This is a genomic window from Roseovarius nubinhibens ISM, from assembly GCF_000152625.1.
In the GTDB taxonomy this organism is placed as follows: domain Bacteria; phylum Pseudomonadota; class Alphaproteobacteria; order Rhodobacterales; family Rhodobacteraceae; genus Roseovarius; species Roseovarius nubinhibens.
The window spans coordinates 543,388-568,134 of record NZ_CH724156.1; the positions used below are offsets into that span (position 1 = coordinate 543,388).

26 protein-coding genes are annotated in these 24,747 nt (G+C 66.2%); 10 read left to right on the plus strand and 16 right to left on the minus strand.

Annotated elements, in window-relative coordinates; all coding sequences use genetic code 11:
• Window positions 1–795, minus strand: coding sequence for an SseB family protein (locus tag ISM_RS02750; RefSeq protein WP_009812581.1), 795 nt, complete (start codon window positions 793–795; stop codon window positions 1–3).
• On the minus strand, window positions 792–1,397 hold the full coding sequence (locus tag ISM_RS02755) for a uracil-DNA glycosylase family protein (RefSeq protein ID WP_009812582.1): 606 nt from the start codon (window positions 1,395–1,397) through the stop codon (window positions 792–794). The genes ISM_RS02750 and ISM_RS02755 overlap by 4 nt, the downstream gene beginning before the upstream one ends.
• Window positions 1,398–1,553: 156 nt before the next feature.
• On the opposite strand from ISM_RS02755, the gene ISM_RS02760 reads away from it, so the two are divergent.
• The 7 genes from ISM_RS02760 (at window position 1,554) to ISM_RS02790 (ending at window position 9,233) form a co-directional block, all read left to right on the plus strand.
• Window positions 1,554–1,940: an ArsR/SmtB family transcription factor gene (locus ISM_RS02760; protein ID WP_009812583.1), complete on the plus strand. Its 387-nt coding sequence runs from the start codon at window positions 1,554–1,556 to the stop codon at window positions 1,938–1,940.
• Window positions 1,933–2,973, plus strand: coding sequence for a permease (locus ISM_RS02765; RefSeq protein WP_009812584.1), 1,041 nt, complete (start codon window positions 1,933–1,935; stop codon window positions 2,971–2,973). Before ISM_RS02760 ends, ISM_RS02765 begins: the two co-directional genes overlap by 8 nt.
• A gap of 126 nt (window positions 2,974–3,099) precedes the next feature.
• Window positions 3,100–4,347 (plus strand): Na+/H+ antiporter NhaA, encoded by a 1,248-nt coding sequence (locus tag ISM_RS02770; protein WP_040617790.1) that lies wholly within the window; start codon window positions 3,100–3,102, stop codon window positions 4,345–4,347.
• 188 nt (window positions 4,348–4,535) lie between these two features.
• Complete coding sequence (locus ISM_RS02775; protein WP_009812586.1) at window positions 4,536–5,195, plus strand: ABC transporter ATP-binding protein; 660 nt, start codon at window positions 4,536–4,538, stop codon at window positions 5,193–5,195.
• Window positions 5,173–6,885, plus strand: coding sequence for a KpsE/RkpR family capsule polysaccharide export protein (locus ISM_RS02780; protein ID WP_009812587.1), 1,713 nt, complete (start codon window positions 5,173–5,175; stop codon window positions 6,883–6,885). Before ISM_RS02775 ends, ISM_RS02780 begins: the two co-directional genes overlap by 23 nt.
• 1 nt (window position 6,886) lies before the next feature.
• A complete protein-coding gene (gene kdsA / locus ISM_RS02785; protein ID WP_009812588.1) occupies window positions 6,887–7,720 on the plus strand; it encodes a 3-deoxy-8-phosphooctulonate synthase in 834 nt (277 codons plus the stop codon).
• Between the two features lie 16 nt (window positions 7,721–7,736).
• Window positions 7,737–9,233 (plus strand): phosphomannomutase/phosphoglucomutase, encoded by a 1,497-nt coding sequence (locus tag ISM_RS02790; RefSeq protein WP_009812589.1) that lies wholly within the window; start codon window positions 7,737–7,739, stop codon window positions 9,231–9,233.
• 46 nt (window positions 9,234–9,279) lie between these two features.
• Here ISM_RS02790 and ISM_RS02795 read toward each other — a convergent pair whose 3' ends face one another.
• The 13 genes from ISM_RS02795 to ISM_RS02855 form a co-directional block, all read right to left on the minus strand.
• Window positions 9,280–10,041: a TIGR02186 family protein gene (locus ISM_RS02795; RefSeq protein ID WP_009812590.1), complete on the minus strand. Its 762-nt coding sequence runs from the start codon at window positions 10,039–10,041 to the stop codon at window positions 9,280–9,282.
• Window positions 10,041–10,958: a sulfite exporter TauE/SafE family protein gene (locus tag ISM_RS02800; protein WP_009812591.1), complete on the minus strand. Its 918-nt coding sequence runs from the start codon at window positions 10,956–10,958 to the stop codon at window positions 10,041–10,043. Before ISM_RS02800 ends, ISM_RS02795 begins: the two co-directional genes overlap by 1 nt.
• 109 nt (window positions 10,959–11,067) lie before the next feature.
• Window positions 11,068–11,715, minus strand: coding sequence for a LysE family translocator (locus ISM_RS02805; RefSeq protein WP_040617791.1), 648 nt, complete (start codon window positions 11,713–11,715; stop codon window positions 11,068–11,070).
• Window positions 11,712–12,152 carry a GNAT family N-acetyltransferase gene (locus ISM_RS02810; protein ID WP_050754096.1) on the minus strand — a complete coding sequence of 147 codons (441 nt, stop codon included), beginning with the start codon at window positions 12,150–12,152 and terminating at the stop codon, window positions 11,712–11,714. Before ISM_RS02810 ends, ISM_RS02805 begins: the two co-directional genes overlap by 4 nt.
• On the minus strand, window positions 12,118–12,696 hold the full coding sequence (gene tsaB, locus ISM_RS02815; protein ID WP_040617792.1) for a tRNA (adenosine(37)-N6)-threonylcarbamoyltransferase complex dimerization subunit type 1 TsaB: 579 nt from the start codon (window positions 12,694–12,696) through the stop codon (window positions 12,118–12,120). The genes ISM_RS02810 and tsaB overlap by 35 nt, the downstream gene beginning before the upstream one ends.
• On the minus strand, window positions 12,686–13,252 hold the full coding sequence (locus tag ISM_RS02820) for a NifU family protein (protein WP_009812595.1): 567 nt from the start codon (window positions 13,250–13,252) through the stop codon (window positions 12,686–12,688). Before ISM_RS02820 ends, tsaB begins: the two co-directional genes overlap by 11 nt.
• Before the next feature lie 104 nt (window positions 13,253–13,356).
• A complete protein-coding gene (locus ISM_RS02825; RefSeq protein WP_009812596.1) occupies window positions 13,357–13,812 on the minus strand; it encodes a universal stress protein in 456 nt (151 codons plus the stop codon).
• Between the two features lie 91 nt (window positions 13,813–13,903).
• Window positions 13,904–15,916, minus strand: coding sequence for a M3 family metallopeptidase (locus ISM_RS02830; protein WP_009812597.1), 2,013 nt, complete (start codon window positions 15,914–15,916; stop codon window positions 13,904–13,906).
• Window positions 15,897–16,979, minus strand: a complete 1,083-nt coding sequence (locus ISM_RS02835; RefSeq protein WP_009812598.1) for a HesA/MoeB/ThiF family protein — start codon at window positions 16,977–16,979, stop codon at window positions 15,897–15,899. Before ISM_RS02835 ends, ISM_RS02830 begins: the two co-directional genes overlap by 20 nt.
• The gene (dut, locus tag ISM_RS02840) at window positions 16,979–17,449 is read right to left on the minus strand and encodes a dUTP diphosphatase (RefSeq protein ID WP_009812599.1); all 471 of its coding nucleotides are present in this window, start codon (window positions 17,447–17,449) and stop codon (window positions 16,979–16,981) included. Before dut ends, ISM_RS02835 begins: the two co-directional genes overlap by 1 nt.
• A 46-nt stretch (window positions 17,450–17,495) precedes the next feature.
• Window positions 17,496–18,701, minus strand: a complete 1,206-nt coding sequence (gene coaBC / locus ISM_RS02845) for a bifunctional phosphopantothenoylcysteine decarboxylase/phosphopantothenate--cysteine ligase CoaBC (protein WP_009812600.1) — start codon at window positions 18,699–18,701, stop codon at window positions 17,496–17,498.
• Window positions 18,702–18,780: 79 nt separating this feature from the next.
• On the minus strand, window positions 18,781–19,578 hold the full coding sequence (locus ISM_RS02850; protein WP_009812601.1) for a ChaN family lipoprotein: 798 nt from the start codon (window positions 19,576–19,578) through the stop codon (window positions 18,781–18,783).
• Window positions 19,575–20,453: an RNA polymerase factor sigma-32 gene (locus tag ISM_RS02855; RefSeq protein WP_083780884.1), complete on the minus strand. Its 879-nt coding sequence runs from the start codon at window positions 20,451–20,453 to the stop codon at window positions 19,575–19,577. The genes ISM_RS02850 and ISM_RS02855 overlap by 4 nt, the downstream gene beginning before the upstream one ends.
• Window positions 20,454–20,548: 95 nt before the next feature.
• On the opposite strand from ISM_RS02855, the gene cobU reads away from it, so the two are divergent.
• The 3 genes from cobU to ISM_RS02870 are packed head-to-tail and all read left to right on the plus strand — an operon-like array spanning window position 20,549 to window position 22,393.
• A complete protein-coding gene (gene cobU, locus ISM_RS02860) occupies window positions 20,549–21,079 on the plus strand; it encodes a bifunctional adenosylcobinamide kinase/adenosylcobinamide-phosphate guanylyltransferase (RefSeq protein ID WP_009812603.1) in 531 nt (176 codons plus the stop codon).
• Window positions 21,076–21,648: a histidine phosphatase family protein gene (locus ISM_RS02865; RefSeq protein ID WP_009812604.1), complete on the plus strand. Its 573-nt coding sequence runs from the start codon at window positions 21,076–21,078 to the stop codon at window positions 21,646–21,648. Before cobU ends, ISM_RS02865 begins: the two co-directional genes overlap by 4 nt.
• A 58-nt stretch (window positions 21,649–21,706) precedes the next feature.
• Window positions 21,707–22,393: a glutathione S-transferase gene (locus tag ISM_RS02870; protein WP_009812605.1), complete on the plus strand. Its 687-nt coding sequence runs from the start codon at window positions 21,707–21,709 to the stop codon at window positions 22,391–22,393.
• 33 nt (window positions 22,394–22,426) lie between these two features.
• Here ISM_RS02870 and ISM_RS02875 read toward each other — a convergent pair whose 3' ends face one another.
• Window positions 22,427–24,667, minus strand: a complete 2,241-nt coding sequence (locus tag ISM_RS02875) for a molybdopterin-dependent oxidoreductase (protein WP_009812606.1) — start codon at window positions 24,665–24,667, stop codon at window positions 22,427–22,429.
• Window positions 24,668–24,747 lie beyond the last annotated feature (80 nt).

Below are 24,747 nucleotides of genomic sequence, written 5' to 3' on the forward strand. Positions count from 1 at the left end.
CTAGCGCAGGCGCGGCGGGCGGTCGGGATCACTGCCCGGCGCCGGGCGGGCGGCGGGATCGCGCGCCGCCGGCGGCTCGGGCAGATCGAACCGCAGCCCGTGCCGCGCCAGCGCCGCCGCCATCGCATCCGAGGCGCGAAAGAACCCGACCTCGAGCGCCGCCGCCTCGAGCCCGGAAAAGACCAGCGCCTCGCGCACCGCTTGTGCGAGCGCCTCTTCCGCCCCCGGCAGCGCATCGACAAAGCCCAGAAGATGCCCGCGCGCGCCGCCTTCAAAGGCCACCCCCACCAGATAGGCCGAGGGCGCGAGCCCCGCCGCCGAGGCCAGCCGCGCGTCGAGCGCCGGCAGCAGCGCTTCGGGCAGTCCGGCGGGCGGCATGAGCTCCTCGATCCGCGCCTCATGGGCCTCGGGCCCGCCGGCGAGCATCTCGGCCAGCCAGCCCATCGCCTGCGCATCGAGCAGCATGGCCGACGGCGCCACATCGGGGTTGAGCGCGAGGCCAAGCCCCTGCCCCGCCAGCATCGCGGCCAGCGCCCTGCCGCTCAGCCCCACATAGGGCACCTCGCGCCCGGCGAATTCCGCCAGCCGCGCCTCGCGGTCAAAGCCCAGCACATAAGAGTGGCCCTCGACCTCGAAGACCTCGGGCGTCACCGCATCGCCCGCCTCGGCCTCGGCCCCGAGCATGAGAAACAGCTCGGTCGCGGCCAGCACCCGGTAAAACGCCATGGCGGCGGTCTCGTCCTCGGGCGCGGCCTGCATCAGCCCATGGGCGCGGTCCAGTTCCGTCTCGCTCATTCCTGCTCTCCTTCGCGCGGGCCCAGCACCTGCGCCACCCGGTCGCGCAGCACCGGCAGCAGCTCGGTCTCGAACCACGGGTTCCGTTTGAGCCACGCGGTATTGCGCCAGCTCGGATGGGGCAAGGGAAAAACCTCTGGCGCATGGGCGCGCCAGCCGGCCACGGTGTCGGTCACATTGCTCCGGACCCCCAGATGATGGCGCTGCGCATAGCCGCCGACCAGCACGGTCAGCGCCACATCGCCCAAATGCGCAAAGACCCGATCATGCCAGGTCGCGGCACAGATCGGCGGCGGCGGCAGGTCAGAGCCCTTGGCGTCATAGCCCGGAAAGCAAAACGCCATGGGGATGATGGCGATGCGGTCGCGGTCATAGAATGTCGCGCGGTCGAGCCCCAGCCAGTCACGCAGCCGGTCGCCCGAGCGGTCGTCGAAGGGCAGCCCGCTGTCATGCACCCGCGCGCCCGGGGCCTGCCCGGCAATCACGATCCGCGCGCCGGGGCGAAACCACGCCACCGGGCGCGGGCGATGGCCGGTCGCCGTGGCGGCAAAGCGGTCGGCGCAGATCCGGCAGGCGCGGATGTCAGTCACAAGCGGGTCCATGGTCCCGGCATATAGCGCAGCCGGGCGGCAATCACAGCCCGGCGCGCTTCTTCTGGCCGCAAATATCCTCGGCCGCAGGCCGAAATCATTTCGATACTTCTACATCTCTCGAAATAACGCTTGCCCGACTCGCTTCATTTCGATAATTCTAGAATCATGAAACAAACTAACCCCCTCTCCCCCGACCTTGCCCGCGCCGCATCGACCTTTGCCGCGCTGGGCAGCGAACAGCGGCTGGCGGTGCTGGGCACGCTGGTGCGGGCCGGGCCCGACGGGCTCGCCATTGGCGAGCTTGGCGCGCGCAGCGGCATCACCGGCTCGACCCTCACCCATCATATGAAAATCCTGGCCCAGGCCGGGCTGGTGAGCCAGCAAAAGCAGGGCCGTTCGATCATCTGCGCCGCCGTCGCCTATGACGAGCTGCGCGAGCTGTCGCAATTTCTGCTGCGCAATTGCTGCGCCGACCGCGAGAGCTGCGCCCATGCGGGCGCAGAGACTGACAGTGACCCACTTAGTGACCCGCAAGGACATTCCCATGGCTGAGACCACCGCCTCCCCCGCCCCTGGCAGCTGGCTCAGACGCGTTGACCGCGTCTGGCTCGCCATTGCCGCGATCCTCGCGCTGGTTGCGTTGTTGGATCCGCCGCAGCTCGTCCCGACGGTCAGTTTCACCGCCAGCTCGCTCGCCCATACCGGGATCTTCATCACCTTCGCGGTGCTGGCGGTGGCCTGGCTCAAGGCGACCGGGGCCGAGAGCCTCATCGCCCGCGCCTTTGAAGGGCGGCAGGTGCGGATGATCTTTCTCGCCGCCGTGCTGGGCGGGCTCTCGCCCTTTTGTTCCTGCGAAGTGATCCCCTTCATTGCCGCAATGCTGGCGGTCGGCGCGCCTTTGGGGGCGGTCATGGCCTTCTGGCTCGCCTCGCCGCTGATGGACCCGGCGATGTTCCTGATCACCTCGGGCACGCTCGGCTTTGATTTCGCGCTGGCCAAGACGCTGGCGGCGGTCTCCATCGGTCTCATGGGCGGCTTTGCCACCATGCTCGCCACCCGCACCGCGCTGTTTGCCGATCCGCTGCGCAAGGCACCGCAGACGGGCTGTGGCGGCTGTTGCTCGGGCAGTGCCAAACCGTTCCAGACCAAGCCGCAATGGCGGTTCTGGCAGGAGGCCCCGCGCCGCGAGACCTTTCGCCGGACGGTGGTCGAGAATGCGCTTTTCTTGCTGAAATGGCTGGCGCTGGCCTATGTGCTGCAATCCCTGATGCTCGAATACCTGCCGGCGGAATGGATCGCCACGGCGCTCGGCGGCACGGGTCTCGGCCCGATCCTGATGGGCGCGCTGGTGGGCGCACCGGCCTATCTCAACGGCTATGCCGCGGTGCCTCTGGTCGATGCGCTCTTGTCGCAAGGGATGAGCAACGGCGCGGCCATGTCCTTTGTCATCGCCGGTGGCGTGAGCTGTATCCCCGCCGCCATCGCGGTCTGGGCGCTGGTCAAGCCGCGCGTTTTCGCGGCCTACCTCGGCTTTGCCCTCATCGGTGCAATTCTCGCGGGCATCGGCTGGCAGCTCGTCGCCTGATCCCCGCGCAATTGCCGCAAATTTGCACAGCAGAATGGCCGCCATTGCGCGGCCATTCGGTTGCTCCCCGCCCGCAAATCGCATAATCCAGAGGGAACGCGAAATAAGGGACGAGAAGGGGAGCGCATGTATCGAGTTTGGAATTTCCTGGCCGATTATTCATTGCTGTTGATCTTTGGTGCGGTGACCGCGCTGATCTGGGCAAATGTCGATGGCCACAGTTACCACGCCTTTGTGGATTTTGTGATCTGGGACCATGCGCCAATCGGCCATCTTCATGATGGTCACCGCACGCTCACCCTGCATTATCTTGTCAATGATGTGCTGATGGCGCTGTTCTTTGCCATTGCCGCCAAAGAGGTCTGGGAGGCCGTGATCCTCGAGAACGGCAGCCTGCGCGGCAAGAAGGCGGCGACGCCGCTTTTCGCCACGGCGGGCGGCATGTTCGGCCCCATCGGCGTCTATCTCGGTCTGGCCATGATCATGGGCTCGGACACCTATAACGCAGTGGCCAACGGCTGGGCCATTCCCACCGCCACCGACATCGCCTTTAGCTATCTCGTGGGTCGGATCGTCTTTGGTGCGGGCCACCCGGCGGTGCGGTTCCTGCTGCTGCTGGCGATTGCCGATGACGCGGCGGGGCTGATCATTCTGGCGATCTTCTACCCCTCGGGCGATCTCGCGCCGGAATGGCTCTTGCTGTCCTTTGGCGCGGCGCTGGCGGTATTTGTCCTCTTCAACTGGCTGCCGCGCCGGATGGACCGTGGCCGCCCCGAGCGGCCGCATTCGACCCGGGTGCGCAAGGCGCTCGGCGGTCTGCCCTATGTGATCGCCGGCTGCATCAGCTGGTACGGCTTCATGCAATCGGGTCTGCACCCGGCGCTCGGCCTGCTGCCGGTGGTGCCGGCCATCCCCCATGCCGACCGCGCTTTTGGCATCTTTGCCGAGGCCGAAGAGCATCTGCATGACCTGCTCAACGTGCTGGAACATGCGCTCAAACATCCGGTCGAGATCGTGCTGTTCTTCTTTGGCCTGCTCAATGCCGGGGTGGAATTCTCGTCGATGGGCGATGCCACATGGCTCGTTCTGGCCGGTCTCATCATCGGCAAGCCGGTGGGCATCCTGTTCTTTGGCTGGCTGGCGGCGAGACCGCTCAAGCTTGGCATACCGGAGGGCATGCGGATCATCGACCTCGTGGTGATCGGCTTTGTCGCGGCCATCGGCTTTACCGTGTCGCTCTTTGTGGCCTCGGTGGCCTTTGACGCGGGCCCGGTGCAGGATGCGGCGAAAATGGGGGCGCTGTTCAGCTTTGCAGCGGCGATCCTGTCCATCGTCGCGGGCAAAGTCTTGCGCGTTCAGAAGATGGACGGCTGAGACCGCAGCCCCACAGTGATCAAAAACCGGCGCTGCGGCGCCGGTTTTCCTTTGCGTTACGGCATAATTTCGCCTTGGTTCTTTGTATATGATAGGATCAGCCCAGCCGGGCCCTGCCTTGGCATGGCGACAGTTGGTTAATAAAACCCCGTTAAAGAGGGTGAGTAGAGCAGTTACCGGAGCCTCTGATGCTCGAGTTTGACAATGTGAGTAAATCCTTTTGGACAGGCACCCAGCGTAAGGTGATCCTGGAAAAGGTGTCGTTCCGTGTCGAGCTTGGCCGCTCGATCGGTATTCTCGCGCCCAATGGCACCGGCAAGACCACCCTGATCAACATGATGGCCGGGCTCGAAAAACCCGATGAGGGCGAAATTCGCCGCAGCTGCCGGGTGAGCTTTCCGCTGGGCTTCATGGGGGGCGTGGTGAACCGGATTTCGGCCATGGAAAACAGCCGCTATATCGCCCGGCTCTATGGGCTCGACCCCGATTATGTCGAGGCGTTCTGCCGCTGGATGTGCAATCTCGGTGAATATTTCGACCAGCCGCTCGGCACCTATTCCTCGGGGATGCGGGCGCGGTTCACCTTTTCCTTGCTGCTGGCGCTCGATTTCGACATCTACCTGATTGACGAAGGTATGCCCAACTCGACCGATGTCGAGTTCAACCAGAAGGCCGGCGAAATTCTCAAGGAACGGCTGCGCACGACGACGGTGATCATCGTCTCGCACCAGCCCGCGACGCTTGAGAAATTCGCCACCACCGCGGCCGTCCTGATGGATGGCCAGCTTCATATGTTCGACACCTTGGAAGAGGCAAAGCAGCTCTATGACTACGAAACCCAAGGCTAGAAAATTCCGCATCCGCCGCACCGCCCAAGGCGCCCCCAGCCTGCGCGATCCGGCGGGGCAAAGCGCTGCGCCCGAGGCCGGGACCGTGCCGCCACGCGCCGAGGCCTCCCGCAGCGGCGGGCTCGGCCAGGCGGCGGGCGCGCCGGGGGCCGGGGCCAATGCGGCCACCGATCCGGCGGCCCGGGCGGAGCCGGGCGCGGCCCGCGCCGGAGAGGTCAATTCCGCGCAAGAGATGCGCGCCGCCACCACCATCGACGAGATCCGCCAAGAGGGGCTCACCGGTCGCCAATTGCGCATGGCGCGGCGGCTGGCGCAGAAACACGGGCTTGCGCCCACATCCGATTTCGACGCCGTGCGTCTCTTGCGTCAGCGCGGCATCGATCCGTTTTCGCGCGGCACCATTCTCGAACTGGTGAGCAATGACGAGGGCAAGGTCGAGAATGCGGGTCACGGCCCGGTCTCGGACGAGGCCAAGGTGCAGCTGCCGCAGACCATGCCGATGAGCAAGCCGAACCTGCCCTCCACCGATCTCAGCCCGGCCGAGCGCCGCGCCGAGGAGATCGGCCGCATTCAAAAGGACATCGCCCGCCGCCGCCGCCGCAAGCTGGCGCTGCTCTTCTCGCGGCTCGCGGCCTTCGTGTTCTTGCCGACCCTGCTGGCGGGCTATTACTATTATGCGGTCGCCACGCCGATGTATACGACCAAGTCGGCCTTCCTCATCCTCTCCGCCGATGGCGGCAGTGGCGGTGGCGGGCTCGGCGGTCTGCTGCCAAGCCAGTTTGCCACCTCGCAGGATGCCATCGCGACGCAGGATTACCTGCAATCCAAGGATGCGATGCTGCGCCTCGATGAGGATGCCGGGTTCCGCGATGTGTTCTCGGCCGAGTATATCGACCCCATTCAGCGGCTCGACCCCGAGGCCACGACCGAGAGCGCCTATTCGATCTACAAGAAATACGTCAAGCTCGGCTATGACCCGACCGAGGGCGTGATGCGGATGGAAGTGTCGGCCCCCGATCCCAATATCGCCGCGCAGTTTTCCCGCCGCCTTATCGATTATGCCGAGGAACGGGTCGACCATCTCAGCGCCGAAAAGCGTCAGGATGCGCTCAAGACCGCCAAGCAGAGCCTTGCCGACGCCAAGGAAGAACGCCGCGAGGCGCAGCGCCGTCTGGTGGCGCTGCAAGAGGGCACGCTGCTCGACCCGACGGGGCAGATTGCGGCGATCCGCAACCTGATCGCCAATGTCGAATTGCAATTGCAGGACAAGCAGCTCGCGCTCAACACGATGCTCGCCAACACAAGGCCCAACGCGGCCCGGCTGGCGGCGCTGCGCAGCGAGATCACCGTGCTGGAGGCCGAGCTCGCCAAGCAGAACGCCCGGCTCAACGATGCCACCGATGGCGGCGACTCGCTCGCCTCGCAGACCGCCGAGATTAAGATGGCCGAGGCCGATCTTCTGACCACCGACATGGTGCTGCAGGCGGCGCTCGAAACCATGCGGCAGAGCGATATCGAGGCCAACAAACAGGTGCGCTACCTCACCGTGTCGGTCAATCCCGTGCCCTCGCAAGAGGCGTCCTATCCGCGCTCTTTTGAAAACACGATCCTCGCTTTCCTGGTGTTCTCAGGGATCTATCTTCTGATCTCGCTCACCGCTTCCGTCCTCAGAGAACAGGTATCCGCCTAATATGAAAACCATCTCCTTCGCCGGGCTCGACATCGGCAATGACCGGCCGCTCACCGTGATTGCCGGCCCTTGCCAGCTTGAAAGCGCCGACCATGCCCAGATGATCGCCGGTCGCATGAAAGAGGCCTGCGCCGCGGCGGGCGCGCAATATGTCTTTAAGGCGAGCTTTGACAAGGCGAACCGCACCTCGGTGAGCGGCAAGCGCGGGCTTGGCATCGACGCCGGTCTCAAGGTGCTGAGCGATCTGGGCCGGGCGCTCGATGTGCCGGTGCTCACCGATGTGCATACCGAGGCGCAATGCGCCCCTGCCGCCGAGGCGGTGGACATCCTGCAAATCCCGGCTTTCCTCTGCCGTCAGACCGATCTTCTTTTGGCGGCGGGCAACACCGGCGCGGTGGTCAATGTCAAAAAGGGGCAGTTTCTCGCGCCCTGGGACATGGAGAATGTGATCACCAAGATCGAAAGCACCGGCAATAAAAAGATCCTGCTCACCGAGCGCGGCACCTCCTTTGGCTATAACACGCTGGTGGCCGACATGCGCGCCCTGCCCCAGATGGCGCGGTCGGGCTATCCGGTGGTGATGGATGCGACCCATTCCGTGCAACAGCCCGGCGGTCAGGGCGGCAGCAGCGGCGGCCAGCGCGAATTTGCGCCGGTCATGGCCCGCGCCGCCGTGAGCCTTGGCGTGGCGGCGGTGTTCATCGAGACCCATGAAGACCCCGATCGCGCGCCCTCGGACGGGCCGAACATGATCCCGCTCGACCAGATGCCCGCGCTTGTCGCCTCGCTCATGCGGTTTGACGCGCTGGCGAAATCCGATCCGATCCACCTTTGAAAACGAGTATATTACAGTGACCAAACCCCTTGCCGAAGTCACCCCGAACAGCTGGTCCTTTCTGCGCGATGCGATGATCGCGCCGACGGGGTTCCGTGAATATGACGCGCGCTGGAAATATCCAGAGGCGATCAACCTGCCGGGGGTGACGGCGCTCGGCCTCGGGCTTGGCACCCAGATGCGTCAGCGCGGCATCGACCCGGTGATCGCGGTGGGCAATGACTATCGCGACTATTCCCTGTCGATCAAGAACGCGCTGATCCTCGGGCTGATGCAGGCCGGGATCACCGTCAAGGACATCGGCCCGGCGCTGTCGCCGATGGCCTATTTCTCGCAGTTTCACCTCGATGTGCCGGCGGTGGCGATGGTCACCGCCTCGCATAATCCGAACGGCTGGACCGGGGTCAAGATGGGCTTTGACCGGCCCCTGACCCATGGCCCGGACGAGATGGCCGAGCTGCGCGATATCGTGCTCGAAGGGCGCGGTCAGCCGCATCCCGGCGGCGCCTATGAATTCGTCGATGGGGTGTTTGATGCCTATCTCGACGATCTGGTCGGCGATTTCCGCCTGACCCGGCCGCTCAAGGTGGTCTGCGCCACCGGCAATGGCACGGCCTCGGCCTTTGCGCCCAAGCTCTTTGAGCGGATCGGGGCCGAGGTGGTGCCGCTGCATTGCGCGCTCGACTACACCTTCCCGAATTACAATCCGAACCCCGAAGCCATGGAAATGCTGCATGACATGTCGGCGGCGGTCAAAGCCTCGGGCGCCGATCTGGCGCTTGGCTTTGACGGCGATGGCGACCGCTGTGGCGTGGTCGATGACGAGGGCGAAGAGATCTTTGCCGACAAGGTCGGCGTCATCATGGCCCGCGACCTGAGCAAGCTCTATCCCAACGCCACCTTTGTGGCGGATGTGAAATCCACCGGGCTTTTTGCCAGCGATCCAGAGCTGCAGAAAAACGGTGCCAAGGCCGATTACTGGAAGACCGGGCACAGCCATATGAAACGGCGTGTCAAAGAGCTCGGCGCGCTGGCGGGGTTCGAGAAATCGGGTCACTATTTCCTCGCCGAGCCGGTGGGCCGGGGCTATGACTGCGGGCTGCGCGTGGCGGTGGAAATCTGCAAGCTGATGGACCGCAACCCCGACAAATCCATGTCGGACCTGCGCCGCGCCCTGCCCCGCACCTGGGCCACGCCGACCATGTCGCCCTATGCCGCCGACACCGAGAAATACGACATTCTCGACCGGCTGGTGGCCAAGCTGGTGGCCAAGCATGAGGCGGGCGAGAGCCTCGCCGGGCGGCCGATCAAAGAGGTCGTCACCGTCAATGGCGCGCGGGTCATTCTCGACAATGGCAGCTGGGGTCTGGTGCGGGCGAGCTCGAACACACCGAACCTCGTGGTGGTCTGCGAAAGCAGCGAGAGCGAGGCCGAGATGCGCGCCATCTTTGCCGATATCGATGCGGTCATCCGCACCGAGCCGGGCGTTGGCGAGTACGATCAGACGATCTGAGTGAGATAAGGGCTGCGGCGCGGTCGCGCCGCGCCCTGCCCTTGGCTTAGCGCCGTTGCAGCACTTGGAAGGCGGCCGAGGCGGCCCAGCCGGCAAAGATTGCGATGGCCAGCGACATCAGCCCGTACCACAGCGGGTTTTCCCGCGACAGCGTATAGAGCCAGCGTTCCATCCCGACCTTGCGCACCGCGATTTCCGTTTCATAGCGCGACACGACCTTGCCGCCCCGGGTGAGGAAGATGCGCGTCTTGTATTCGCCCTCGGTGAGGTTCGACGGCAGCCGCACCGAGGTCCGGAAGAGCGTCTGCTCATCCACCGCCACCCGGCCTTCGCGGAGCTGATAGGCATTGTTGTTGCTGCGAATGCGGATCAGCGCATCGGCGAATGTCGCGGTGTCCTTGAGCCCGTGCAGCGCCCCCGCCGAGCGGATGACGCGCGGGATCGAAATCTGATAGCGCAGGTCTTCGCCGGGGCTCAGCACCTCTTCCAGCGGGCCAGAGGTGGCCACCGCGTAAAAGCTCGGCGCGCCATCAATCTCGAGACTGTCAGTGTTGACCCAGATGCCCGCCACCCGGTCCTTGCGGCGGATGGTCACCGGCACGTTCGGCCCCGAGACCGTCACCAGCACTTCGAGAGGATCGCCCGAGGGGATCGGCACTTCGCGTTTGACCGCGCCAAAGACGAGGATGTCCGAACCCTCGAACGTGGCGGTGATCGCCACCTTGTCCTTGCTCAGGCCAAGCACCACCTCTTCGGCGGCCGCAGGTCCCGCGACCAACAGGAGGAGAGAGAACAGCAAAGACCGCATCAGTGCCCCCCGCCTGTACCAATGGAATAGAGCTCGGACGGTTCAATCAGCAGATCGAGCGCCAGTTTGAAACAGACCGCCAGCACCATCATCGCCAGCAGGATGCGAAGCTGTTCGGCCTTGAGCTTGGTGCCGATGCGGGTGCCGATCTGGGCGCCGATGACGCCGCCCACCAGCAACAGAACCGCCAGCGCGATATCGACCGTATAGTTGGTCGTCGCGTGCAAGAGCGTGGTGAAGGCGGTGACGAAAATGATCTGAAAGAGCGAGGTGCCCACAACCACCTTGGTCGGCATGCCGAGCAGGTAGATCATCGCCGGCACCATGATGAAACCGCCGCCAACGCCCATGATCGCCGCGAGGATACCGACGCAGACGCCCACGATCAGCGGTGGGATCACGCTGATATAGAGGCCCGAGGTGCGGAACCGCATCTTGAACGGCATCTTGTGGATGAACGTGTGTTTCTTGCGCTTGGGCGGCGGCCCGCCCGCCCGCGATTTGCGGATGGCGCGCAGGCTCTCAAAGAACATCATCCCGCCGATGATGCCGAGGAAGACCACATAGCAGAGCTTGACCAGAAGATCGACCTGACCCATGGATTTCAAGTAGTTAAAGAGCACCACGCCGACCGCCGCGCCGCAGAGGCCGCCGACGAGAAGGACGGTGCCCATCCTGAGATCGACGGTCTTTCGCCGGAAATGCGCCAAGACGCCGGAAAAGGACGAGGCCACGATCTGGTTGGCTTCGGTCGCCACCGCCACCGCTGGCGGAATGCCGATGAAAAACAGCAGGGGTGTCATCAGGAACCCGCCGCCGACACCGAACATGCCCGACAGGATCCCCACGATCCCTCCCAGCCCCAAAAGCAGGAAGGCATTGACCGAAACTTCGGCTATGGGAAGGTAGATCTGCATGGGTTCTCGTAGCGCCCTGCCGGATTTCTTGCAAGGGAAGAGGCCCGCCCAAATCATTCAGGCCTCATCATTTTCCGGCAACTGGACTTAAACGGGCCGGGGGTTGGCCCTATGACGTCTCATTAATTTCAGAGGTGGCCAGCCGATAGGCCGCAAACAAGAAAAATGTGCCGAGCCCTGCCTCGATCCAGCCCCGCGCCCGGCCATAGGCGCGCCGAATCGGACCGGCCGACAGCAACAGCGCCCAAGCGCCGTGACAGGCAAAGCTGATGGCAAAGGCGCCGAGGACAAACAGCGCCACGATCCCCACGCCGCCGCCCGCCGTCGCCCCCACCGAGGCAATGGCGAGCCAGAACACCACCGCCTTGGGGTTGGTGACCTGCAACAGGAACCCGGCGAGGAAATGCCGCCCCAGACTGCGCGGCGCGACCTCGGCCGCGTTGATCCGTGGCGGGCTGAGCGCTTTGCGCCACGCGCCCCAGGCCAGATAGGCGAGATAACCCGCCCCGAGCCAGCGCAGGATTGTCATCGCCCAGGCCGCCTCGGCCAAGAGCAGCCCGACGCCGATGAGCGTGCCGAGGTTGAGCATCACACTGCCGCAGGCGATGCCGGTCGCCGCCACCAGGGCGGGCGCGCGGCCCTGCTCCGTGGCAATGCCCAAGAGCATCGCCACCGCAGGCCCGGGCGACGAGGCCGCGACCAAAAGGATCGCATAGGCTGCGGCAAAGCCCGGTAAAAAGCTTGGTAAATCGCTCATATCTCGAGATCCAGCGCCAGAACCAGCGCATCCACCGCGCCGCCCGCGCGCGGGTAATAGCCCTTGCGGCGGCCACAATCTGCGAACCCCGCCGCACGGTAGAGCGCGAGAGCCGCGTCATTGTCCTCGGCCACCTCGAGAAACACCCGCCCGATCCCGGTCTCGCGCAGCCGCGCCAGACCCTCGGCCAGCGCCCGCGCCGCCAGCCCCTGCCGCCGCGCCGCCGGATCGGTGGCCAGCGTCAAAAGCTCGGCCTCGCCCGCCGCCTCGCGAAAGAGCGCAAAGCCCCGCTCCTCGCCCGCGAGGATGATCCCCGGCTCGGCCAGAAGCGCCGTGAACTCGGCCTCGGACCAGCCCCGGCCGGTGCCCTCAAAGGCGCGGGCGTGACAGGCGGCCAGCGCCTCAGCCGAGATCATCGACGATCTCGGGCGGCGCATCCCGTGGCGGGGCCGCATCGGCGGGTTTGACATAGAGCGGCACGGGCGCGGGCGCGGCCTCGGTGCGCGTGGCGACCCGCGCGATATGGCGGGCCATCTCTTGCGGCTCGGGCAGGCCGCTGGCCCCCGGCAGATCCTCTGCCGCGCAAAAGACCGGCGCGCCGTCGCGCCATGTATAGGCTTGCCCTTGCGGTGCAGGAATGGCGGGGATGGCGTCGGGGCCCTCGGCCTCGGCGATGATCTCGAACCCACTGACCCCGATGGCCGGAATGTCGAGCGCCAGCGCCAGACCGCGCGCCGCCGAGACGCCAATCCGGATGCCGGTGAAATTGCCGGGCCCGACGCCGACGCCGATCCGCGCCAGATCGCCCCAGACATGACCGGCCTCGGCCAGCACCTCTTCGAGCAGCGGCATCAGCCGTTCCGCCTGCCCCCGCGCCATCGGCTCGGCCCGCATGGCCAGAACCCGGTCGCCCAGCAGCAAAGCGGCCGCGCAATGCGCGGCCGATGTATCAAATCCCAGAACCAGAGGCTCAGACGGCAACGGGGCGCACCTCGGTCACTTCGGGGATGTAATGGCGCAGCAGGTTCTCGATGCCCATCTTGAGCGTGATGGTCGAGGACGGGCAGCCCGCGCAGGCGCCCTGCATATGCAGATAGACGACGCCGCGATCAAAGCCGTGGAAGGTGATGTCACCACCATCCTGCGCCACGGCAGGCCGCACGCGGGTGTCGAGCAACTCCTTGATCTGGTTGACGATCTCGCCATCCTCGCCGGTATGTTCGGCATGGCCCGACTGGGGATCGCCCCCCGCGTCGAGCATCACCGGCTTGCCGGATTGGAAATGCTCCATGATCGCGCCGAGAATGGCCGGTTTGACATGGTCCCACTCGGTGCCCTCATCCTTGGTCACGGTCACGAAATCATGGCCAAAGAAAACGCCGGTCACGCCCGCGATCTTGAAGATGCGTTCGGCCAGCGGCGATTTGCCCGCGGCCTCGGCGCTCGGGAAATCCGCGGTGCCCGCGTCGAGCACGGTCTGCCCCGGCAGGAATTTGAGCGTGGCGGGGTTCGGTGTGGATTCGGTCTGAATGAACATGGGCGCGGTCCTCTGGTGGCTGATCCAGATATGCGCCCGGACCCGGCCAGTGTCAAGATTTGGAACGATTCTAAAAACCCTGCGAGTGCGGGACGGCTGCGGGATCAGGTGATCGCCTCGAGCCGCTCCTTGCTCAGATCGCCCGGCACGATGGTGATCGGAATGGGCAGCGAACCCGAGCTGCGCGACAGCTGTGTCACCAGAGGCCCCGGCCCCTTGCGATCCGTGCCCGCGCCCAGCACCAGCACGCCGACTTCGGGGTCGTCCTGCACCTGTTGGATGATCTCGGTCACCGGCTCGCCCTCGCGGATCACCAGCTCGGGGTCGATGCCCTGCTTGTCGCGCATCCATTTGGCATAGACCTCGAAATGCGCCTCGATCCGCTCGCGCGCCTCCTGCCGCATGATGTCGCCAACGCCGATCCAGTGATTGAACTCTTCGGGCGGGATCACCGCCAAAATTTCCACCCCGGCCTGCGTATGGGCCGCGCGCATCGCGGCGAACCGCATGGCGTTCAGGCATTCGCGGCTGTCATCCAGCACCACCAGAAATTTACGCATATATCCTCATCCCTTTAGACCGGCCAATCATGGCGCATGGGCCGGGGCGGCGCAACTGAAACGATCAGCTCGCGCGCCCTGGCCCGCCCGATCAGGCCGCCAGGCCGCGCCCCTTGAGCAGCGCCTCAACCCCCGGCAGCCGCCCGCGGAACGCGGTATAGAGCGTTTCGGCCTCTTCCGAGCCGCCGCGCGACAGGATGTTCTCTTCGAGCGCGCGGGCGGTGGCGGGATCAAAGGCGCTGCCGGCCTCCTCAAAGGCGGCAAAGGCATCGGCATCCATCACCTCTGACCACATGTAGCTATAATAGCCGCTGGAATAGCCGTCGCCGGCAAAGACATGGGCAAATTGCGGCGTGGCGTGGCGCATGGTGATCGCCTGCGGCATGCCCAGCTCGGCCAGAACCTCGGCCTGTTTCGCCATCGGATCGGCGGGCGGCGTGCCCTCGTGAAAGGCGAGATCGACCAGCGCCGAGGCGACATATTCCACCGTTTGGAACCCCATGTCGAAATTCGCGGCCTTGAGCACCTTGTCGAGCATCTCTTTCGGCATCGGCGCGCCGGTCTCGACATGGGTCGCAAATTCGCCGAGCACCTCCGGCACTTCGAGCCAATGCTCATAGAGCTGGCTCGGCAATTCGACGAAATCGCGTGCCACATTGGTGCCAGACAGCCGCTCATAGCGCACATCCGACAGCATCTGATGCAGCGCATGGCCGAATTCATGGAAGAGCGTGCGCGCGTCATCATAGCTGAGCAGCGCCGGGTCCGATTTGGCGAAATTGCAGACATTGATCACCACCGGCCCCTGCACCTGCGGCACCTTGGCCTGACCGCGCATCGCGCTGCACCACGCGCCCGAGCGTTTCGAGCCACGGGCAAAGTAATCACCGATGAACACCGCCACATGCTGCCCGCCGCGCGTCACTTCCCAGGCCCGGCAATCGGCATGGTAGAGCGGCACGTCGAGAGGCGAAAATTCTAGCCCGAACAAGCGGTTGGCACAGGCAAAGGCCGCCTCGATCATTCGGTCGAGCTGCAGATAGGGCTTGAGCGCCGCATCGTCGAGATCATGCTCGGCGCGGCGGCGTTTCTCGGCATAGTAGCGCCAGTCCCAGGGCGCCAGCGCCCCGTTGATCCCGTCCTCCAGCATCATCGCCGTGAGACGCGCGGCATCCGCCTCGGCCTGGGCCTTGGCGGGCTCCCAGACCTGCATCAGGAGATCGCGCACCGCCGCCGGTTCCCCGGCCATCTCGGTTTCGAGCTTGAAGGCGGCAAAGCTCTCGTACCCCAACAGTTTCGCCCGCTCCTCGCGCAGCGCCAGCGTCTCGGCGGCAATCGCGCGGTTGTCGGTCTCGCCCCCATTGGCGCCACGGGCCTCCCAGGCGCGAAACGCCTTTTCACGCAGATCGCGGCGCGGGCTATATTGCAAGAACGGCACGATGAGCGACCGCGACAGGGTGATCACCGGGCCATCCGCGCCCTTTTCCGCGCCGGCCGCCCGCGCCGCTTTGACGACGAAATCCGGCAGTCCCTCGAGATCCTCTTCGCCGAGCTCCATATGCCAGCCCGCCTCATCGGCGAGCAGGTTCTGGGTAAAGCTGGTGCCCAGCTCGGCCAGCCGCTGCATGATCTCCTTCATGCGCTGCGCCTCGGCCCCGGTGAGCGCCGCGCCCGCCCGGATAAAGCCGCGCCGGGTGAGATACAACAGCCGCGCCTGTTGCGGATCGAGCCCGAGCGCCTCGCGCCCTCGCCAGAGCGCCTCGACCCGGCCAAAAAGCGCCGCGTTGGAATAGATCTCGCTCGAATAGGCGGCGAGCTTCGGGCTGAACTCGCGTTGCAGCGCCTGCCGTGTCGCGTTGCTATCGGCCCCGGCCACGGTGAAAAACACCGACAATACCTTGTCGAGCGCCCCGCCCGCCTGCTCCAGCGCCTCGATCGTGTTGGCGAATGTCGCGGGCTCCGGGTTGTCGGCGATGGCCGCGATCTCGGCCCGGGCCTCGGCCAGCGCGGTCTCGAACCCGGGCGCGAAATGCGCGTCCTCGATCCGGTCGAACGGCGCGATCTCATGGGCTGTGTCCCAGCTCTCAAGCAGCGGATTGGTCATCTTTGTCTCCTGTTGTGCCGCCGCAGACCGGGCAATCATCCCGGCGCGACAGGCTGAATTTCCGGCTCTCGCCATAGAGCGCGTCATAGATCAGCATCTCGCCGCGCAGGGGCGTCCCGGCCCCGGTGATATGTTTCACCGCCTCGCCCGCCATCATCGCGCCGATCACCCCCGGCAGCGGCCCGATCACCCCGGCCTCGGCACAGGAGGGCGCAAGCCCCTCGGCCGGCGCCTCGGGAAAGATACATTCATAGCAGGGCCCGCCGGCGCCGGGATCAAACAGGCTGAGCTGTCCTTCCCATTGCGCAATCGCGCCTGAAATCAACGGCTTGCCCGCCGCCACAGCGGCCCGGTTGACCATATAGCGGGTGGCGAAATTGTCGGTCCCATCGAGGATCAGATCATAGTCGGCAAAGAGATCGGCGGCGAAATCCTCTTCGAGCCGCCGCTGATAGGGCCGCACCTCGACATAGGGGTTGAGCGCGCGCATCGCCTCGGCGGCGGCCTCGACCTTGGGCCGGCCAATATCCGCATCGCGAAAGATCACCTGCCGCTGCAGGTTGGAATTCGACACCTCGTCATGGTCGATGACGCCGATCCGCCCGACCCCCGCCGCCGCCAGATAGGTCAGCACCGGCGCGCCGAGCCCGCCCGCGCCGACCACCAGCACCCGCGCCGATTTGAGCCGCTTCTGCCCCGGCCCGCCCAGCTCGCGCAGCACGATATGGCGCGCGTAGCGGTCAAGCTCGGCCTCGCTGAACGTGGGCTTCGCGGCTTGGTCTTTCGAGGTCTGGTCTTCCGGCCCCTGCGCCGTGCGCCGCTTGAGCGCCCGGAGGATCGCGGCATAGCCCGCCACCAAGAGCGCCAGCCCCGCCAGAATGACCCAAGGTGCCGCCGTCTCGCCGGTGGCCTGCCGCAGCCCGCTCGTCGCAGGCAGGGTCAGATGCAGCAGCACCACCACCGCCCAGATCAGCGCCACCAGACCCCAGCGCAAGCCCGCAGGCCAGCCGAGCCAACGCCCCGCGCCCCAGACAATCCCCATCAGGATCAGAACCGACAGCATCAGCCGACCCCGGTCGAGCCAAACCCGCCCGCGCCGCGCGCCGTCTCGTCGAGACGCTCGACAAGGGTCAGCCGCGCCTGCACCACCGGGGCCAGGATCATCTGTGCGATCCGGTCGCCATGACCCACATGAAACGGCGCGTCGCCCGCATTCATCACGATGACGCCCAGCGGCCCGCGATAATCGCTGTCGATCGTGCCGGGGCTGTTGGGCAGGGTGATCCCATGTTTGAGCGCCAGCCCCGAGCGCGGCCGCAGTTGCACTTCATAGCCCACCGGCACCGCCAGCCGCAGCCCCGTCGGGATGAGCGCCCGCGCCCCCGGCGCGATCTCGACCCCGTCGCGCGCACCGGGGGCAAAATTGGCCCGCAGATCCGCCCCCGCCGCGCCCGGCGTTTCATAGCCCGGCAGGCCAAGCGCCCGATCCGCGCCCTCGTCCCACATCACCTCAAGTGCCACGGCCTCGCTCACGCGCCTCTCCTCACCGGGTGAGATACATCCTCTACCCTTTTGAATTTCATGTCTTATCCGCGCCAATCGCCTCGGCGATCCGCTCTGCCAGACGCGCCGCGACCTGGGCCTTGCCCATGCGCGGCCAGTCCTCGGACCCCTCGGCATGGATGAGCGTCACGGCGTTCTCCGACCCGCCCATGATGCCGGTCGCATGGCTCACATCATTGGCCACGATCCAGTCACAGCCCTTGCGCGCCCGTTTGGCGGTGGCATTGGCGATCACGTCATCGGTCTCGGCGGCAAAGCCCACCACCAGCCCGGGCCGCCCCTCGCGGAGCGCGCTCACCTCGGCGAGAATATCCGGGTTCTCGGCAAATTCGAGCTGCGGCAGACCGGTCTTGGTCTTCTTCATCTTGCTGTCGCTGGCGCTGGTCACGCGCCAATCGGCCACGGCGGCGGCAAAGATCGCGGCCGCCACCGGCAGCGCCGCCAGCGCCGCATCGCGCATCTCGCGCGCGGTCTCGACCCGCTGGACCGTGACCCCCGGCGGCGGCGGCACGCTGGCCGGGCCGGTGACAAACACCACCTCGGCCCCGAGATCGCGCAAGGCGGCGGCAATCGCCGTGCCCTGCGCCCCGGAGGACCGGTTGGCGATATAGCGCACGGGATCAATCGGCTCATGGGTCGGGCCAGAGGTGACCAGCACCCGCCGCCCCGCCAGAGGCCCGCCTGCCAGCGCCGCCTCGACGGCGGCCACGATCTCGAGCGGCTCGGACATCCGGCCCGGGCCATATTCGCCACAGGCCATGTCGCCCGCATTCGGCCCCACGACCCGCACCCCATCGCCTTGCAATATGGCGAGGTTTCGCTGGGTCGCCGGATGCTCCCACATCCGCACATTCATTGCCGGCGCCACCAAGACCGGCGTGTCGGTGGCCAAGAGCAGCGTCGAGGCCAGATCATCGGCATGGCCCTGCGCCATCTTCGCCATAAGATCCGCCGTCGCCGGGGCCACCACGATAAGATCGGCCGAGCGCGACAGCTCGATATGGCCCATCTCGGCCTCATCCGTCAGGTCAAAGAGATCGGTGAACACCTTCTCGCCCGCCAGCGCCGAGACCGACAGCGGCGTGACGAATTCCTGCGCCGCACGGGTCAGCACCGGCGTGACCGAGGCCCCCCGCTCGCGCAGCCGCCGGATCAGGTCGAGCGATTTGAACGCAGCGATACCGCCGCCCAAGATCAACAGGATACGCTTTTGCGAAAGCATCAAAGGCTCCTCATGGCAATTGCCCTGAACCTATGGCGCGCCCCGTCTGGACACAAGAGCCAGAGCACGCGGGCCCCGCCTAGCGAAACGCGGCGCAAGGATCGTCGCGCTCGGCCGCCGGGCTCATGCGCAGCGCATCGAACGCCCCTTCGGGCGGCGCGGGTTGCCCCTCTTCGAGCTGCCCCAGCGCAAAGAGAGTGACCTCCGGCATCCGCGCCCGCAGATAGGGCCAGAGCCCCCAGTCGCGCCGCGCATGGCCATTGCCGGTGATCACCGCCACCGGCGCGCCCCGCTCCGCGAGCGCCTCTGCCGTGGCCCGCGCCAGCGCCGCGTCGCGCAACCGCTGCATCTCGACCATCGCGGGCAGCATCTCGGGCGGCAGGGCGTTGCAATGGGCCTCTTGCTGCATCGCCTCGCGGGCCTGCTGCTCTGCCGCGTCCAAAGGCTGATCGAGCCCATAGCGCGCGGCCTCAGTGCCAAACACCGCTGCCGCGCCCTCTGTCATCGCCGCCCGCGCCGCGTCACGCGGCACATGGGCGCCATAGATCGCGGCCTCCGGTGCGGCGGCAATGATCAGATAATACATGGAAAAATCGGGCCAGCCGCTCGCGTCCCAATCCAGAACCTCGCGCAGACGCGCCTCATCGCCGCGCAGTTCGGTCGTGATCCGCGCCGCCTGCTCGGCGCTCAGCATTTCGAACACGATCGCGCGCGGGGCCAGATCGGCCACCCGCCGCGCCTGTTCCGCGTGGTGATGGGGATTGTCATGCAGCTCGCCCAAAACGACCACATCCTGCGCCCGCATCGCAGGCGCAGTCAGGGTCAGGACAAGGCTGGAGAGGGCAAGCGCCCGGGCGGCAAATGTGAGAACCTTCATGCGAGAAGGTTCTGCACCTCCGCGCCTTCGCGTTCAAGCCGTTTGCGCATTTTCACCAGCGCCGCCGCCTCGAGCTGACGCACACGTTCCTTGCTGAGGCCAAGCTCTTCGCCAAGGCTCTCTAACGTGCGCACCTCTTCGCTGAGCTTGCGATGGCGCAGGATGAACCGCTCGCGGTCATTGAGCGCCGCCAGCGCGTCGCGCAGCCAGAGCCGCAGCACCCGCTGATCATGATCCTCTTCGACCATCTCTTCGGCGCGCGGCCCGTCATCCTCGAGCGCGTCAATCCATTCGCGCCCCTCATCCTCGGTGGATTGCGTGGCGTTGAGCGACAGATCGCTGCCCGAAAGCCGCCCCTCCATCATCTCCACATCGCGCAGCGGCACACCCACTTCGGTGGCGATCATCTCGCGCAGCTGATGCCCGTCGAGCCGCGTCCCCGACGCTTCGGCCTCGCGTTCGATCTGGGCGCGCACCCGGCGCATGTTGAAGAAAAGCGCCTTTTGGCTGCTGGTCGATCCGGTGCGCACCATGGACCAGTTGCGCATCACGTAATCCTGAATGCCCGCCTTGATCCACCACACCGCATAGGTCGAGAAGCGCACGCCGCGATCCGGGTCGAACTTGTCGGCGGCTTTCATCAGGCCGAGCCCCGCCTCCTGGATAAGATCGTTGAGCGGCGCGCCATAGCGGCGATATTTACTCGCCATCGAGATCGCGAGCCGCATATAGGCATTGATAAGACGGTGCAGCGCCTCTTCATCGCGTTGGTCGCGCCACGCATAGGCCAGCGCCAGCTCGGTCTCTGCGTCGAGCAACTCGGCGCGCATTGCCCGGCGTGACATCGAGGCGGTTTCCGAAATATCCAAAGCCATGACTTTCCCTCTCTGCGGCGGGTGCTTGATCGACACCCTTTTTCAGGTAATGCAGTCAGAACGCATTCGGTTCCCGCCCGAGGAGGAGAAATATCATGTCAGCACAGCTTCCCGGTGTCTCGCTGGTCCTTGGCGGCGCCGCCTCGGGCAAGACCGCCTTTGCCGAAACCCTGGTCACCGGCACCGGGCGCGAACGCGTCTATATCGCCAGCGCCGAGGCCCATGATGACGAGATGCGCGCCAAGATCGACGCCCATCGCGAGGCGCGCGGCCCGGGCTGGCACACGGTCGAGGCGCCGCTTGACGCGGGCCGCACCTTGGCGGCCATCGCGGGCGACCGGGCGGTGCTCTTCGACTGCGCCACCATGTGGCTCAGCAACCATATGCTGGCGGGCACCCCGCTTGACGAGGCCGAGGCCGAATTGATGGCCGGTCTCGCGCTCTGCGCCGCGCCGGTGGTGATTGTCTCCAACGAACTGGGCCATTCCGTCGTGCCGGAAAACCCGCTCGCCCGCCGGTTTCAGATCGCCCAGGGCAAGCTCAACCAGCGCCTCGCCGCCCGCGCCGATCTGGTGGTCCATGTGGTCGCGGGCCTGCCGCAGCTGCTCAAGGGTGAGTTGCCGTGAGCCGGCTCTTTCTCGTGCGCCATGGCCCGACCCATGCGCGCGGCTTTGTCGGCTGGTCCGACCTGCCCGCCGATCTGAGCGACCACGCCGCCCTCACCCGGCTTGCCGATCACCTGCCCCGCGACGCGCTCATCATCTCCTCCGATCTGGGCCGGGCCAGCGCTACCGCCGACGCCATCGCCCGTGACCGTCTGCGCCTGCCCCATGACCCCGCCCTGCGCGAGATCAATTTCGGCGATTGGGAGCTTCGCGCCCATGACGAGATCGAGGACCAGGACGCGCTCCGCGCCTATTGGGACCAGCCCGGCGACACCGCCCCCCCCGGCGGCGAGAGCTGGAACGCCGTCTCGACCCGGGTGAGCGGCGCGGTCGATGCGCTGATTGCGGCCCACCCCGGGCGCGACATCGTGGCAGTGGCCCATTTTGGCGTCATCCTGACCCAGCTGCAACGCGCCCTGCGGATCAGCGCCTATGACACATTCGCCCATCGCATCGACAATCTCTCGGTGACCGAGCTGCATGTCGCCACACCACGCTGGCAGGCAACGGCGATCAATCACCTGCCGTGATCATCGCCCGCACAAACCTTCGCTATGCGCCGCGCTAAACCGGCGCTAAGCTCCTGACATGACATATGATCTCTTCATCGGGGACCGCAGCTTTAGCAGCTGGTCCCTGCGCGGCTGGCTCATGCTCGAGAAATTCGGCCTGCCCCATCGCATTCACATGGTCGGGCTCTATTCGGGCACCATGGCCGAGGACCTCAGCGATCTCGCGCCGGCGCGTTTCGTGCCGGTGCTGCGCGACGAGGCGGGCATCGTCATCGGCGACAGCCTCGCCATGGCCGAAACCCTCGCCGAGCGCCACCCCGAGGCCGGTCTCTGGCCCAAGGACCCCGCCGCCCGCGCCCTCGCCCGCTGGCTGGTGGCCGAGATGCATTCCGGCTTTACCGCGCTGCGCGGCGATTGCCCGATGCAGCTCTTGCATCAATGGCAGGGGTTCGAGCCGAGCGATCTGGTGCGCGCCGATCTCGACCGGATCGACGGGCTCTGGTCGCTCGCCCGGGCGCGCCATGGCGCTGGCGGCCCGTGGCTCTTTGGGGACTATTCGCTGGCCGATGTCTTTTACGCGCCGGTCGCCGCTCGCATCGCGGGCTATGACCTGCCGGTGAGCGATCTCGCCCGCGACTATGTCAAAACCGCGCTGGCCGATGCGGCCTTCCGCCACTGGCGCGCCGAGGGGCTCAAGGTCCGCTATGACCCGATGCCCTACGCCCGCGACCTGCCCTTCACCGACTGGCCGCAGGCCGCGTAACCGCCCAGAGCACTGCCTAACGCGACGCCCGGCCTAACCCGCCGGGCGCACCGCCACCAGCGTGGTATGGGCGCTGCTCCCCTGACCGAGCCGCGAGGTGCCGATATCACGGGTGAGCACATTGGGATTGCCGGTGCGGCTCACCGCCCCCGGCGCCCCGTCGAGCCACGCCCCGGTGGGCAGCGACACCACCCCGGGGCGGATATCCTCGCTCACCTCGGCCCGCGCGAGGCAGGCCCCCCGCGCATTCACCATCTCGACGATCTGCCCATCGGCAATGCCCCGCGCCGCCGCGTCCCGAGGATGGATGAGCACCCGCTCGGGCCGTGCGCCCTCGACATCCTGCAATGCGGCTTCCAACTGGCTGTGCAGCTTGTCACCCGGCTGCGGCGACACCAGATGCAGCATCTCGCCCCGCGTCTCGGAGCCGAGCCATTCCTCCGGCGGCAGCCATGTCGGATGGCCCGGGCAATCCTCATAGTTAAACCCGGCTATCCGCTCCGAGAATATCTCGACCTTGCCCGAGGGCGTCTTGAGCGGCGCGGCGGCGGGATCGGCCCGGAACGCCTCGAAGGGCGAAATCGCATGTTCGTCCCCGACGATCGGCAGCTTGACCCAGTTCTCTTCGCGCAGCCGGTCATAGTCGGGCATCTCGATCCCGTCCTCGCGCGACATCTCGACGAACTCGGCATAGAGATGACGCAGCCAGCCCTCGACATCGCGCCCCTCGGTAAAGGCCTCGCCCTGCCCCAGCCGCGCGGCGAGACCTGCGAAAATATCGTAATCATTGCGCGCCTCGCCCAGCGGCGGAATGAGCTGCGGCATCGCAAAGAGATACTCATCCATATTGGCCCGCGCGATATCCTCGCGCTCATAGGGCGTGGTCGAGGGGAACACGATATCGGCCCGTTTCGCGGTGGGCGTCCACCACGGCTCATGCACGATGATCGTCTCCGGCGCGGCCCAGGCCCGGTCGAGCCGGTTAAGATCCTGATGATGGTGGAACGGGTTGCCGCCACACCAATAGACGAGCTTGATGTCGGGATAGGTCCGATCCTCGCCATTGAACTGATAGGGCGCGCCGGGGTTGAGCAGCATATCCGCAATCCGCGCCACCGGGATCACCTCCGCCACCGGGTTCTCGCCCTGCGGCAGCGCCAGACCGCGGAGCCGCTTGGCCGCCACGCCGACCCCGCCAATCGCGCCATAGCCATAGCCGACGCCGCCCCCCGGCAGACCGATCTGCCCGAGCATCGCCGCCAGCACCGCCGCCATCCAATAGGGCTGTTCGCCGAACCGCTGCCGCTGCAAGGACCACGACACGGTGATGAGCGTCCGCGTCCCCGCCATCCGTCGCGCCAGCGCCCGGATCTCGTCCGCCGCGATGCCACAGATCGGCGCCGCCCAATCGGGCGTCTTGGCGACCCCGTCGCTCTCGCCCAGAAGATAGGGTTTGAACCGCTCATAGCCGCTGGCACAGCGCGCGAGGAAATCGTGATCCGCCAGCCCCTCGGTCTCGAGCACATAGGCCAGCGCCAGCATGAGCGCGGTATCCGTCCCCGGCACCACCGGCATCCAGTCGCTGCCCTCGGGCCCATCGCCCCGCTGCGGCGCCACCAGCACGAGCTTCATCCCCTGCGCGATGAACCCCTCGCACCAGCCCCGGGTCTGATGCCGCGTCACCCCGCCCATATTGACCTGTGAATTCTTCGGATTGATGCCGCCGAACATCACCAGCGTCTCGGTATGATCGCGGATGGTGGGCCAGCTGTTCTGATAGCCATAGGTGAGTTTGAGGAAATTCTCGCCAAGGACATGCGGCATGATCGCCTGCGCCGCTCCGGTCGAATAGCTGCCAAAGGATTTCACATAGCCGCCGATGCAGTTGAGAAACCGGTGCACCTGGCTCAGCGCATGGTGAAACCGCCCCGCCGAGGCCCAGCCATAGGAGCCGCCGAAAATCGCCTCATTGCCATGGGCATCGATCACCCGGCGCAGCTCTTCCGCCGCCAGATCGAGCGCCTCATCCCAGGGCAGCTCGACATAGTCATCGGTGCCGCGCCCGTCGCGCCGCCGCCCCTCGAGCCAGCCGCGCCGCACCGAAGGCCGCAGCACCCGGTTCGCGTGATGCACCGCCTGCGGCAGGATGTTCGGAATGGGCGACGGATCGGGATCGGCGGCAAAGGGGGCCACATCGACGATACGGCCGCCTTCGGTGGTCACGTCAAAGGCGCCCCAATGGCTGGTGGTGGTGCGGGTCTGTCTGTCGCTCATGGCGTCCTGTCCTCTGTGCCGCCCGCCACCGCTTGCACGCAGCGGGCCGCCCAGAACTGGCACCGGTTTCATGCTATCTC

Bases quoted from the DNA above. Each gene is read 5' to 3' on its own strand.
- ISM_RS02750 (WP_009812581.1), bottom strand. From the start codon at position 795: ATGAGCGAGACGGAACTGGACCGCGCCCATGGGCTGATGCAGGCCGCG.
- ISM_RS02755 (WP_009812582.1), bottom strand. From the start codon at position 1,397: ATGGACCCGCTTGTGACTGACATCCGCGCCTGCCGGATCTGCGCCGAC.
- ISM_RS02760 (WP_009812583.1), top strand. From the start codon at position 1,554: ATGAAACAAACTAACCCCCTCTCCCCCGACCTTGCCCGCGCCGCATCG.
- ISM_RS02765 (WP_009812584.1), top strand. From the start codon at position 1,933: ATGGCTGAGACCACCGCCTCCCCCGCCCCTGGCAGCTGGCTCAGACGC.
- ISM_RS02770 (WP_040617790.1), top strand. From the start codon at position 3,100: ATGTATCGAGTTTGGAATTTCCTGGCCGATTATTCATTGCTGTTGATC.
- ISM_RS02775 (WP_009812586.1), top strand. From the start codon at position 4,536: ATGCTCGAGTTTGACAATGTGAGTAAATCCTTTTGGACAGGCACCCAG.
- ISM_RS02780 (WP_009812587.1), top strand. From the start codon at position 5,173: ATGACTACGAAACCCAAGGCTAGAAAATTCCGCATCCGCCGCACCGCC.
- kdsA (WP_009812588.1), top strand. From the start codon at position 6,887: ATGAAAACCATCTCCTTCGCCGGGCTCGACATCGGCAATGACCGGCCG.
- ISM_RS02795 (WP_009812590.1), bottom strand. From the start codon at position 10,041: ATGCGGTCTTTGCTGTTCTCTCTCCTCCTGTTGGTCGCGGGACCTGCG.
- ISM_RS02800 (WP_009812591.1), bottom strand. From the start codon at position 10,958: ATGCAGATCTACCTTCCCATAGCCGAAGTTTCGGTCAATGCCTTCCTG.
- ISM_RS02805 (WP_040617791.1), bottom strand. From the start codon at position 11,715: ATGAGCGATTTACCAAGCTTTTTACCGGGCTTTGCCGCAGCCTATGCG.
- ISM_RS02810 (WP_050754096.1), bottom strand. From the start codon at position 12,152: ATGCGCCGCCCGAGATCGTCGATGATCTCGGCTGAGGCGCTGGCCGCC.
- ISM_RS02820 (WP_009812595.1), bottom strand. From the start codon at position 13,252: ATGTTCATTCAGACCGAATCCACACCGAACCCCGCCACGCTCAAATTC.
- ISM_RS02825 (WP_009812596.1), bottom strand. From the start codon at position 13,812: ATGCGTAAATTTCTGGTGGTGCTGGATGACAGCCGCGAATGCCTGAAC.
- ISM_RS02830 (WP_009812597.1), bottom strand. From the start codon at position 15,916: ATGACCAATCCGCTGCTTGAGAGCTGGGACACAGCCCATGAGATCGCG.
- ISM_RS02835 (WP_009812598.1), bottom strand. From the start codon at position 16,979: ATGCTGTCGGTTCTGATCCTGATGGGGATTGTCTGGGGCGCGGGGCGT.
- coaBC (WP_009812600.1), bottom strand. From the start codon at position 18,701: ATGCTTTCGCAAAAGCGTATCCTGTTGATCTTGGGCGGCGGTATCGCT.
- ISM_RS02850 (WP_009812601.1), bottom strand. From the start codon at position 19,578: ATGAAGGTTCTCACATTTGCCGCCCGGGCGCTTGCCCTCTCCAGCCTT.
- ISM_RS02855 (WP_083780884.1), bottom strand. From the start codon at position 20,453: ATGGCTTTGGATATTTCGGAAACCGCCTCGATGTCACGCCGGGCAATG.
- cobU (WP_009812603.1), top strand. From the start codon at position 20,549: ATGTCAGCACAGCTTCCCGGTGTCTCGCTGGTCCTTGGCGGCGCCGCC.
- ISM_RS02870 (WP_009812605.1), top strand. From the start codon at position 21,707: ATGACATATGATCTCTTCATCGGGGACCGCAGCTTTAGCAGCTGGTCC.
- ISM_RS02875 (WP_009812606.1), bottom strand. From the start codon at position 24,667: ATGAGCGACAGACAGACCCGCACCACCACCAGCCATTGGGGCGCCTTT.